Genomic DNA, 11,767 nt, shown 5'->3' on the forward strand with positions numbered 1-11,767 from the left:
CGTCTCTCTCAGGCCACGCGGTACTGCTCGTCGCGGGCGTCGGTCAGGAACATCTGCCCCGGGGCGTGGGTCAGGGCGAACGGCGGCCGGGACGCCATCACCGCCGCCTGCGGGGTCACCCCGCAGGCCCAGAACACCGGAACGTCGCCGGGCTCGGCGTCCACCGGGTCGCCGAAGTCGGGCCGCCCGAGGTCCTCGATGCCGAGCCCGGAGGGCACGCCGCAGTGCACGGGACCGCCGTGCACCGCCGGGAGCAGACCGCTCTCCCGGATCGCCGCCGACAGGTACGCGGGCGGCACCGGGCGCATCGAGACCACCATGGGGCCGTGCAGCCGCCCCGCCGGACGGCACTGACGGTCCGTCACGTACATCGGGACGTTGCGGCCCTGCTCCACGTGCCGGATCGGCACACCCGCCGACGCCAGCGCCCACTCGAAGGTGAAGCTGCACCCGATCAGGAACGTCACCAGATCGTCGCGCCAGTGCTCGCGCACATCGGTCGGCTCGGCCACCAGCTCGCCGTGCCGCCACACCCGGTAGCGCGGCAGATCGGTGCGCAGGTCCGCGCCCTCGGCGAGCACCGTCGTGGCGGAACCGGCGTCCGTGACGTCCAGGACCGGGCACGGCTTGGGGTTGCGCTGGCAGAACAGCAGCATGTCGTACGCCCAGTCGGCCGGAACCGAGATCAGGTTCACCTGCGTGTGCCCGGCGGCCACCCCCGCCGTCGGCCCCGTCAGCCCGTCCCGGAAGCGTTCCCGGGCCGTGCGCGGGCTCCACGCGCGCGCGTGCTCGTCGGCGACCACTACGGGGCGGTCGTGCACCGGGGAGGCGGACCGCTCCCGCGCGGCCCCGGCGGGCAGGCGGCCGCCCGTCACGTCCGTGTGACTCATGCCAGCTCCTTCCCGCGCGTCTCCGGCAGCCCCAGCAGCGCCAGGGCCGCGACGCCGTAGCCGATCGCGCCGAAGACCAGCGCGCCGCCCACCCCCCAGCTGTCGGCCAGGAAGCCCACCAGGGTGGGGAAGACGGCGCCCACCGCACGCCCGGTGTTGTACGTGAAGCCCTGGCCGGTGCCGCGCACCGCCGTCGGGTACAGCTCGCTCAGATACGAGCCGAAGCCGCTGAAGATCGCCGACATGCAGAACCCGAGCGGGAAGCCCAGTACCAGCAGCAGGGTCCCGGAGCCGCCCGGGACGTGCGCGTACGCCAGCACGCAGATCGCCGACAGCAGCGCGAACAGCCAGATGTTGCGCCGCCTGCCCAGCCGGTCGGTGAGGTGACCCCCGGTCAGGTAGCCGACGAAGGCCCCCGAGATGAGAAACGTCAGATACGCGCCGGTCCCGACGACCGACAGCCCGCGCTCCGTCTTCAGATACGTGGGCACCCAGGTCGCCAGCGTGTAGTAGCCGCCCTGCACACCGGTGGAGAGCAGACAGGCGAAGACCGTGGTGCGCAGCAGACCCGGCTCGGCCGCCGTGCCCGGCCGGAAGAGCGCCGTGAACGAGCCGCGCCGCGGGCTCTGTTCCCGCACCGCCATCGCCTGCGGCGCATCGTGCACCCGGCTGCGCAGCCACACCACCAGCAGCGCGGGCAGCGCACCGGTCCAGAACATCACGCGCCAGGCCCACTCGTCGCCGGCCACCGAGAACACCAGCGTGTAGACGACCGCCGCCAGCGCCCAGCCGACCGCCCAGGAACTCTGCACCGCGCCGAGCGTCCGGCCCCGGTGCCGCGTGCTCGCGTACTCGGCGACCAGGATCGCGCCGACCGCCCACTCGCCGCCGAAGCCGAGGCCCTGGAGGGCGCGGAAGACCAGCAGCGTCTCGTAGGTCGGCGCGAATCCGCAGGCGACCGTGAACACCGCGTAGGTGACCACCGTGATCATCAGCGCGCGGACCCGGCCGATCCGGTCCGCGACCACCCCGGCCACGGCGCCGCCGACCGCCGAGACGACCAGGGTGACGGTGGTGAACAGTCCCGTCTGCCCGCTGTCCAGGCCGAAGTACGCGGCCAGGGCCACCATGCTCAGCGGCAGTGTGAAGTAGTCGTAGGAGTCCAGCGCATAGCCGCCGAACGCGCCCGCGAAGGCCCGGCGGCCACGGGGGTCCAGGGCCCGCCACCAGCCGGCCGGGCCGCCGTCGGCGGAGCGCCCGCCCGGCCCGGAACGGGAACCGGACGTCAGCGCCTTCTGTGGAGGGGTCGTGCTCATGGGCACCTCGCAACCGAGAGGGGAAGGGTGCTGGGACCGAGCCGTGCGATGGGCAGCAACGTAGAGGATCGTTCAACGATCCTTCAATACCCCTGTTGTCTCGCCCTCTTGTCTGCGGTTGAATTCCGGGCATGGCTGAGCAGCTGACGCCACTGGCCGACGACCGGGCCCTGCTGGGCCGCACGAGTACCGCGGAGCGGGTCTCCGACATCCTCAGGAGCCGCATCGCCGAGGGGTACTTCCCGCCCGGCACCCGGCTGTCGGAGGACAGCATCGGCGGGGCGCTCGGCGTCTCCCGCAACACGCTGCGCGAGGCGTTCCGGCTGCTCACGCACGAGCGGCTGCTCGTCCACGAGTTGAACCGCGGGGTGTTCGTGCGGGTGCTGGCCGTCGAGGACGTCGAGGACATCTACCGCACCCGCCGGCTCGTGGAGTGCGCCGTCGTGAGCGGCCTGGGGGAACCGCCGTACGCGTTGGACGGGCTGTCCCAGGCCGTCGCCGCGGGCCGGTGCTCGGCGCGCGAAGGTGACTGGAAAGGGCTGGGCACCGCCAACATCCACTTCCACCGCGAACTGGTCGCCCTCGCGGGCAGCGAGCGCACCGACGAGCTGATGCGCAGCGTCTTCGCCGAACTCCGCCTCGCCTTCCACGTCGTGGACGACCCGCGGCGGCTGCACGAGCCCTACCTCGACCGCAACGAGCAGATCCTGCGGGCGCTTTCGGCCGGGCAGCGGCGCGAGGCGGAGCGCCTGCTCGCGGTCTACCTGGACGACTCCCTGGAGCGGGTCGTCGAGGTGTACCGGCGGCGGGTGGGCGAGGAGGCGTAGGAGGCGGCCCCGCGGCGTCCTGTGCCCCGCGGGGCGGCGGCCGAGGCGGGACGGGGCGGCCCGGAGGACGGGAACGACGACGGCCCGCGCCGGGGCGGCCGGGCGCGCCGCCGCGGGCGGGCCGGGGCCGTCGCGGGGTGGCGGGTCTGCGCCGTTTGGGTCGTTGTCAGACCGAGGACCTAGTCTGTGCACCGTGACTTCGCCTGCATCGACGGACAGCGTTCCGCCCCAGCTCAGCGCGGGGCCGCGCCCCGCCCCGGGCCCGGCCGCCGACGAGGGACTGGCGCGGCGGCTGCGCGCGCTCGCCTGCACGGCGCCGTTGCACGACCTAGACGCCCGCAAGGCGAACCTCGCGGGCGAGTACTCGGTGTACGGCATGGCCGAGATCGCGCTCGCCGGCATCGACCTGGTCACCCTCAACATGGACTTCGACACCGGCGCCGACCACGACCAGATAGTGGCCCGGCTGATCCCGCGCGTCGCCGCCCAGGCCCCCGGCCGGCCGGCCGCCGAGCACGAGCGGGTGGCCCGCTGGGTCCTGGAGAACCTGATCAACGTCGGCAGCGTCGACCGCGGCTTCCGCGCGGTGTACGGCACGTTCGGGCCGGACGGCGCCTATGTGCGCCGCGACTACGATTTCAAGCTCATCGAGGAGGTGCCGGGCCCCGGCGGCAGCGTCTACCTGCGCACCACCGACGAGGCGGTCAACGTCCTCGTGGGCGCCCTGGACACCGATGTCACCAGCGCGCAGATCGCCGCAGAGGTCAAGCTCGAGGTGCTCATCAACCGCGGCCGCCTCGCCGACGCCCAGCTCGCCGCCGAACAGGCCCGCTACCGCACGGTGCAGTACTCCGAGACCCTGCGCCGGGCCCTGGAGGCCACCCGGCGCAACGTCCGCGCGGTGGACTGGCTCAACACCGTGCCCGACATGATCGCGGAGGCCCTGGACCACGTCGCCGACCGCTACCGGCACGAGAACGCGATCCTGACCAACATCCGCCGGGCCCGCGACGAGACCGAGGAGCCCGAGCACAAACGGCGCGCCGCCGAACTCGTCGACATCGTCAAGGACTGCATCCGCCGCCACACCCAGTTGCAGTCCCGGCTGCTGGAGGCCGGCCCCCTGTTCCGCGCCGAACAGGACCGCCAGGCCTTCGCCACGCCGCTGACCAGCTCGGGCACCGACCTCTACGGTCACCTGCTCGCCCCCACCCTCCCGCTGCCGCTGGAGCAGGCCCGACGCGTCACGGACGCCTTCTTCGCGCACGGCACCGGCCTGCGCACGCCCGTGTCCGTGCGGGTCGCCGACCTGGTGGACCTGTTGCTGACCCCGCCCCTGGAGCGCGAGCACCTCGGCGCGGAGATGCCCGAGCCGGATCTCATCGCCACACCGGACGACAGCAGGTTCAGCGAGGAGCAGCTGGCCACCGCCATGGAACTGCTGGACCTGCCGGCGGACGCGCCGAGGCGCCTGTCCGGGCTGCTGGCCGAGGCGCGCCGGACCGGTGACTCCGATCTGGCCTACCTGGTCGCCCTGCTGGCCGTGCACGCCGCCAGCCCTCCGGTCGGCACCGCCTACCGGCAGGGCGAGCAGAAGCTGCTGTTCGCCGTGGACGACGGCACCGAGCTGGACGACCCCGAGTTCGGCGGCGCCGACCTCATCGTGGGCACCGCGCTGCTGGACGCGGCCGGGATGGCCGCGGACCGGACGGAGGCGGCGTGACCACGTCGCCGCCGGCGCCCGGGAGCCGCGGCGCGCCGCCGGCCCGCGATCGGACGCTCCTGCATCCCTCTCGGGGCGCCCGCTGCCGGACCCCGTACGGCCTCGGGCGCCTGTACCCGGGCTCCGTACCGCCGTCGGGGCTCGGCCCCCAGGCCACGTACGGCCGGGGGGCGCCCGCACCCAGGCCCCGTACCGCCTCCGGGGCGCCCGCCCCGAGGCACCGGCTCCCGTCCCGGGCGCCCGCCCCCAGAACCCCCCCCGCAAGACCGAGGAGTTGTGTGTCCGTGACCGAGCACGTCGACCGGAGTGAGCCGGACCTCGACGGCGCGCCCACGTCGGCCGCCGTCACGCCCGCCGACGCCGCCGACGCGGCCCGGCTCGTCGCCTTCGGGCTGCAGCCCAAACTGCAGCCCGCCCGCGACCAGGAGTACGCCGAGCTGCTGCGCCGCCACCGCGAGGACCCGGCGTTCGCCCGGCTCGCCGACGCCGTGGCCGCCGGCCTCGGGCTGGTCGTCCTGGAGGTGTCCGCGCGCGCGGGCATGGCGGTGACCGCCGCCGAGGACTCGGTGTTCGCCGTCCGCATGGGCGACTACGCGCGCCGTGCCGCCACCGACTCCGGCGACCGGTTCCTGCACGGCCTCGCCCACCTCGCGGTGGCCGCCCTCGCCTTCCCCCGGCCCGAGGACCTCGCCGACGACGGCTACATCGGACGCGTCACCGTCAACGGCGTGGACGCCTTCGTCCGCCAGGCCTGCCGCCGCCTGGAGGAACGCGCGGAGGAGCAGGGCGAGAACACCGACCCGGCCACCGACGCGCCCGGCCTGGAGGCCGCCTGGCGGATCTGGGCCAGGCGCAGCGCCACCGGCGCCACCAAGGACGCCCGCCGGCCCGCCGCCTCCACCACCGGCATCGTCGCCAAGGCCCTGGCGTTCCTCACCGACTCCGGGTTCCTCCAGCGCACCGGCGACGAGAGCGGCGGCACCTACCGCACCACCGCCCGCTACCAGCTCCAGGTGCGCGACCTGGCGGGCGGCGCCGCCATGGCCGAACTCCTCGACCTCGGCATCGTCCCCGTCACGGACGGCACACCGAGCCTGCTGCCCGCCGAGGACACCGACGACCTGGAACTGGTGGCCGACGCCGGCCTGCCGTTCCACGCGCCCGCCCAGCCCTGAACCCTGCCGAACCGCACGAAGACTGACGAGAGTCCGCCATGTACGAGCTGTCCCGGGTCCGCCTCTACTCCATCGGACCCGCCGGTGCACGCTACGCCGACACCGTGCTTGACCTGCGGGGCGTGGGCCGGCCGGTGCCCGACCCCGCGCCCACCCAGGCGGAGTTCTTCGAGGAGGAGCCGGTCGGCCCGCCGCGCCGCCCCGCACCCGCCGGCGTGCTCTTCCTGGAGAACGGCGGCGGCAAGTCGGTCCTGCTCAAGCTGATCTTCTCCGTGATGCTGCCCGGCCACCGCAACACCCTCGGTGGCGCCAGCTCCGGCGTGCTGCGCAAGTTCCTGCTCGCCGACGACTGCGGGCACGTCGCGCTGGAGTGGCAGCACGTGCTGACCGGCGAGTGCGTGGTCGTGGGCAAGGTCAGCGAGTGGCGCGGACGCCAGGTCTCCAACGACCCCCGCAAGTTCGCCGAGGCCTGGTACTCCTTCCGGCCCGGCCCCGGCCTCGCCCTGGACAACCTGCCCGTCGCCGAGGCCACCTCCGTACGCCCGCCCGCCGAGGGAGTCTCCGGCGCCCGCGGCCGGCGGCGCACCATGAAGGGCTTCCGTGACGCCCTCACCGAGGCCGGCAAGGCCTACCCGCACCTGGAGGTGCACTGGGAGGAGATCCACGACCGCTGGATCGAACACCTCGGCGACCTCGGCCTCGACCCCGAACTCTTCCGCTACCAGCGCGAGATGAACGCCGACGAGGGCGAGGCGGCCGGCCTGTTCGCGGTGAAGAAGGACTCCGACTTCACCGACCTGCTGCTGCGCGCCGTCACCGACACCCGCGACACCGACGGCCTCGCCGACCTCGTCAGCGGCTTCGGCAACAAGCTCGGCCGGCGCTCCGAACTGATCGCCGAACGCGACTTCACCGCCGGCTCGGTCGACCTGCTCGGCCGGATCGTCGAGGCGGCCGAGGCCCGAACCCGCGCGCGCGACATCCACGCCGCGGCCGAACGCCGTACCCGCACCCTGGTACGCCGGCTGTCCGCCCGGGCCGTGCGGGAGCGGGTCCGGGCCGCCGACCTCGCCCAGCAGGTCACCGCCGCCGCGCACACCGTCACCCAATGCGAGAGCGCCCGCGAGCGCAGCTCCCTGATCGCCGCCGAACTCGCCTACCGGCACGCCTCCCTCGCGCTGGCCGCGGCCGAGAAGTCCGCCGCGGCCCAGAAGCGGGAACTGGCCGACGCGCGCACCCTGCACTCCGCCTGGCAGGCCGCCGAGGCCGTACTGCGCCACCGCGCCGCCGCGGACCGCGTGGCCCGCGTCTCCGCCGCGATCCAGGAGGCCGAACGGGACGCCGCGCCCGCGCTCGCCGCCCGCGCCAAGGCCGCCGTCGACCTCGTACGGGCCCTGCACGCGGCGGCGGAGAGCGCCGAGACCCTCGCCAACGAGGGAGAGGAGCGCTCCGCGCAGCTCCAGGAGGCCGGGGAGACCGCCCACCGGGACGCCACCGCCGCCGCCACGGAGGCCCAGCGCGCCCGCAGCGAGGCGGGCCATCTGCGCCAGCGGCTGGCGGAGGTCGAGCAGGAGACCGCCGAGGCCGTCCGGGCCGGCTGGCTGGACGACAGCACCCCCGACGCCGACCCGGCGCGCGCGGCTCTCGCCGCCAGCGACGCCGAGAAGACCGCCGTCGCCGCCTGGGACCAAGCCCGCGAGACGTCCCGCACAGCAACCGAGAACGCCCGTGGAGCCGCCTCGGCCGAGTCCCGCGCCGAACTCACCGCCGCCCGCGCGGCCGACGCGGCGACCGCGGCACAGCGGGCCTACGAGGCCGAGCACCGCATCGCCAAGGCCCTGGCCGCCGAGGAGCGGCTCGCCGAACTGCTGAGCCTGCCGGCCGCCGCCCCCGCCGGACGGGCCGGAGTCCCTGGCCCCCGCACGGCGGTCGAGGGCCCGCTGAGCGGCCCCGCGCGGGCAGCGGCCACCGGGGCGACGGGGACGGGTGCACGGGCGGAGGGCGCGGACGCCACGCCGCACGGCCGCGCGGACGGCGCCGCGGCCGTGCCCGCGGCCGAAAACGCCGGGAACGACTCCACGGCCGCGGGCCGGCCGAGCACCGCACCGGCCGGCCGCGCGCCGCGCCCCCTCGCCGACGGCCCTCTCACGGTGGAGGACCTGGACCGCTTCGCCGACGAACTGCGCGAACTCCTCGACACCGCCGTCTCCTCCGCCGAACGGCACCTGTTCGAACTGCGGACCGCCGCCGCCGACGACGCCCGCATCCTCGGCGCGCTGGGCGACGGGGGACTGCTCCCGCCCGGGCCGGACGTCCTGGCCACCGTCGAGTTCCTCGGCGAGCACGGCATTCCCGCACTGCCCGGCTGGCGCTACCTCGCCCAAGCAGTCGACCCCGCCGACCACGCGCGCGTGCTGGCCGCCCGCCCCGAACTCGTCGACGGCGTCATCATCACCGACCCCGACACCCACGCGCGGGCCCGCGAAGCCCTCGCCGACGCCGCCCTGCTGCCGCGGTCCGCCGTGGCCGTCGGCACCGCCGCCGCCCTGCTCGCCCCCACTCCGGCCGAGGACCTCACCGAGGGCGCGATCTTCCTCGTCACCCCGAACCCGGCCATGCACGACGAGCACGCCGCCGACGAGGAACGGCAGGCGCTGCGCGCGCGGGCGACCGAGCGGGACGAGGAGATCCGCCGCCTCGCCGCCCGGCTCGGCAAGGACCGCGAACTGGCCGCCCGGCTCGCCTCATGGCGCACCGGCTGCCCCGCCGGACGCCTGAGCGAACTGGCCCGCGCCGCCCACGAGGCCCGCGCCTTCGCCGAGGAGACCGAGGCCGAACTGGCCGAGGCCCGCACCGCACGCGCGGAGGCCGAGGAGGCCGCCGCCGAGGCGGCGCAACTGCGTGACGAGCGCCAGGAGGCGGCACAGAAGGCGCGCCGCGCCGCCGACGCCCTCGCCGGACTCGCCTTCCGGCTGCGTGAGCGCGCCGGCTGGCAGGCCAGGCTCCGCGAACTCGCCGACGAGGCCGCCGAGTCGGAGGCCCGCGCCCAGGCCTGCCTGGACCGCGCCCGCGCCGCCGACGAGGACCGGCGTGCCGCCCAGCGCGCCGCGGACGACGCGCGCCGCACCGCCCGCGCGCTGCGCGCGGAGCGCTCCGAGATCGCCGGCGCCCCCGACGACCTGCCCGAGACCGACGGGGACGAGCTGAAGGCGTCCCTGCCCGCCCTGCGCGAGGCCTACCGTGCCGCCTCCCAGGTCTACGAGAAGGTCGGCGTCGGCGCCGATCTGCGCGCCGAGCAGGCGCGCGCGGAGAGCGACGAGAGCGCGGCCCGCGCCGAACTCGACCGGCTCAGCAACAAGGTCCGCACCCGCGCCGCACAGCTCCTCCAGTCGCCCGACGGCTCCGACGGGCCCTCCCGGCAGGCCGCCGCGGCCCGGGCCGACGAACTGGTGCAGCTCCTGGAGACCCGCATGTCCTCCGCGAGCGAACAGCTCGGCCGGCTGCGCGGCGAGGCCGAACGCCTCGCCCCCGAGGACGGCGAGAGGCACACCGAGCTGCCCGAGGAACTGCTCCCGCGCGACGCCGAGCACGCCCAGGCGCTGCTGCGCACGGCCACCGCCGAACTCGCCTCCCGCACCGAGGCGTTGGCCCAGGCCCGCGACGCGCACACCGAGCTGCTGGAGGCCCACCGCGCCGCCGAGGACGCCGCGGGCGGCTTCGACGAGATCGCCGCCATGCTGCGCGATCTGCTGCGCGAGCACACCGCGGAGGACGAGCAGGAGGCGCCGGAGCCGTACCCGGGCAGCCCCGAGGCGGCCCGGCAGGCCGCCGCCGAGGCCCGCCGGTCGCTGCGCGGCTGCGCCGCCGACCTGTCCGCCGCCGAGGCCGCCGTACGCGAGGCGAGCGACGTCCTCGTCCGGCACGCCAACTCCACCCGGTACGAGCAGGTGCGCACCCCAGCCCGGCAGCAGATCCGCGAACTGCCCGCCTCGGCCCTGCCCGAGCACGCGCAGAAGTGGGCCGAGGCCTTCGCGCCCCGGCTGCGCGTCCTCACCGACGAACTGGCCCAGCTGGAACGCAACCGCGACTCGATCGTGGACCGGCTGCGCGGCCTGGTCGAGTCCGCCCTCGCCACGCTCAGGTCCGCCCAGCGCCTGTCCCGGCTGCCGGAAGGCCTCGGCGAGTGGTCCGGGCAGGAGTTCCTGCGCATCCGCTTCGAGGAGCCCGACCAGGCGACTCTCACCGAGCGCCTCGGCGAGGTCATCGACGAGGCGACCCGGGCGGCCGTGAAGAAGAACTCCGACCTGCGCCGCGACGGCATGTCCCTGCTGCTGCGCGGTGTGGCCGCCGCGCTCCAGCCGAAGGGCGTCGCCGTGGAGATCCTCAAGCCGGACGCGGTGCTGCGCGCCGAACGCGTCCCGGTCGGTCAGATGGGCGACGTCTTCTCCGGTGGCCAGCTGCTCACCGCGGCCATCGCCCTGTACTGCACCATGGCCGCCCTGCGGAGCAACGACCGCGGCCACGACAAGCACCGCCACGCCGGCACGCTGTTCCTGGACAACCCCATCGGCCGCGCCAACGCCACCTATCTGCTGGAACTCCAGCGGGCCGTGTCCGACGCGCTCGGGGTCCAGCTCCTCTACACCACCGGCCTGTTCGACACGACGGCGCTGGCCGAGTTCCCGCTGGTCATCCGGCTGCGCAACGACGCCGACCTGCGGGCCGGGCTGAAGTACATCAGCGTGGAGGAGCACCTGAGGCCGGGTCTGCCGCAGGAGAACCCGGCCGGCGAGGCCGTGCACAGCGAGATCACCGCGACCCGCATGTTCAGGAAGCCCGCACCGAGCGCTCCGTGACCGAGGAGGGGGGAGCGGGACAGCCTCCACGGGTGTCAGACAGACCCTCGGGTCTTTCGTCTGGATCAGGCCGGATCAGGGAGCGGGGTCTGGTGAGGGGTGCGCCTGCCACGCCGTTTCAGGCAGTGGAAGAGCGTCGCAGGGCGGAGGAGGGCGGCATGGCGGAGCCATGGCGACCGTCGACGACGCGGCGTGGGGTCCCCTGCTCGAAGAGCTTGGGGGAACGGTGCCACGGCCAGGCTCGCGACCCGGCATGACCCAGACGAGAGGCTCTAGGGGTGCGAGAGCTGCCCAGCGCCGCCCCGGCGGCGTATTCGCTTCTGCGTCCGCTCGGCCGCCCGTGCCTCCCGCCGGGCCCGGCGCCGCTCGCGCCTGAGGGCGCGCGCCGTGCTGTTGGGCGCCGAGACCACGCCGTTGCGCTGGTTCCACACCTGGCGGGTCACCCACACGTCGAGCGCCGCCCAGGTGGCGACCACCGTGCTGGCCACACTGCTGATGACCATCGGGAAGGCCAGCCAGGACCCGGCCATCGTGCACAGGAACGCCACCACGGCCTGGATCAGCGTGACGGCGATGATCAGCACCGCCCGCACCGCCGCCTCGCGCACGGGGTCCGGCAGCCTGCGCCGCCGCGCCGGCTCCTCCACCCACAGCGGCCGGTAGGCGGGCTGCGCGGCGGGGTCCTCCGCGTACGCGGGCCGGTCGCCGCCGCGTACGGGATCCCTGCCGGTCCTGGCCGCCGGAATGTCGTGATCCACCGCCCGCCGGTCCGACGCGGGCCACGCCCCACCCCTGCCGGCGGCCCTCTCGCGCCGCTCCACCGTGTCCATCAACGTGTCACTCCCCACCGCCAGCAGACCGCTCGCCCCGGTGTCCGAAGAACCGGCTCCCCAGTGGGCTGCCCGGCTTGCGCTGTTCTACGCCGCCCGGGCGCGGGACGCGGCTCCAGTGACTCGTTCCGCCCCCATGCCCCATGTGTA

General features: G+C 75.1%; 7 protein-coding genes. 4 read left to right on the top strand and 3 right to left on the bottom strand.

Annotation, left to right across the window (positions count from 1 at the left end; genetic code table 11):
* Nucleotides 1-8 precede the first annotated feature (8 nt).
* Both AB0N63_RS31450 and AB0N63_RS31455 read right to left on the bottom strand, forming a co-directional pair.
* Nucleotides 9-890, bottom strand: coding sequence for a putative hydro-lyase (locus tag AB0N63_RS31450; protein ID WP_365534349.1), 882 nt, complete (start codon nucleotides 888-890; stop codon nucleotides 9-11).
* Nucleotides 887-2,206 carry an MFS transporter gene (locus tag AB0N63_RS31455; protein WP_365534352.1) on the bottom strand — a complete coding sequence of 440 codons (1,320 nt, stop codon included), beginning with the start codon at nucleotides 2,204-2,206 and terminating at the stop codon, nucleotides 887-889. The genes AB0N63_RS31450 and AB0N63_RS31455 overlap by 4 nt, the downstream gene beginning before the upstream one ends.
* A 131-nt stretch (nucleotides 2,207-2,337) precedes the next feature.
* On the opposite strand from AB0N63_RS31455, the gene AB0N63_RS31460 reads away from it, so the two are divergent.
* From AB0N63_RS31460 to AB0N63_RS31475, 4 genes are all read left to right on the top strand, one after another.
* Nucleotides 2,338-3,033 (top strand): GntR family transcriptional regulator, encoded by a 696-nt coding sequence (locus tag AB0N63_RS31460; protein WP_365534354.1) that lies wholly within the window; start codon nucleotides 2,338-2,340, stop codon nucleotides 3,031-3,033.
* A gap of 193 nt (nucleotides 3,034-3,226) precedes the next feature.
* Nucleotides 3,227-4,756, top strand: coding sequence for a hypothetical protein (locus AB0N63_RS31465; protein WP_365534357.1), 1,530 nt, complete (start codon nucleotides 3,227-3,229; stop codon nucleotides 4,754-4,756).
* A 284-nt stretch (nucleotides 4,757-5,040) separates the two neighbouring features.
* Nucleotides 5,041-5,931, top strand: coding sequence for a hypothetical protein (locus AB0N63_RS31470; protein ID WP_365534358.1), 891 nt, complete (start codon nucleotides 5,041-5,043; stop codon nucleotides 5,929-5,931).
* A 38-nt stretch (nucleotides 5,932-5,969) separates the two neighbouring features.
* A complete protein-coding gene (locus tag AB0N63_RS31475) occupies nucleotides 5,970-10,787 on the top strand; it encodes a hypothetical protein (protein WP_365534360.1) in 4,818 nt (1,605 codons plus the stop codon).
* A 272-nt stretch (nucleotides 10,788-11,059) separates the two neighbouring features.
* Here the strand turns inward: AB0N63_RS31475 and AB0N63_RS31480 are convergent, their stop codons facing one another.
* A complete protein-coding gene (locus AB0N63_RS31480; protein WP_365534362.1) occupies nucleotides 11,060-11,617 on the bottom strand; it encodes a hypothetical protein in 558 nt (185 codons plus the stop codon).
* Between the last annotated feature and the right edge of the window lie 150 nt (nucleotides 11,618-11,767).

This window comes from Streptomyces sp. NPDC093260 (assembly GCF_040683715.1).
Taxonomy (GTDB): Bacteria; Actinomycetota; Actinomycetes; order Streptomycetales; family Streptomycetaceae; genus Streptomyces; species Streptomyces sennicomposti.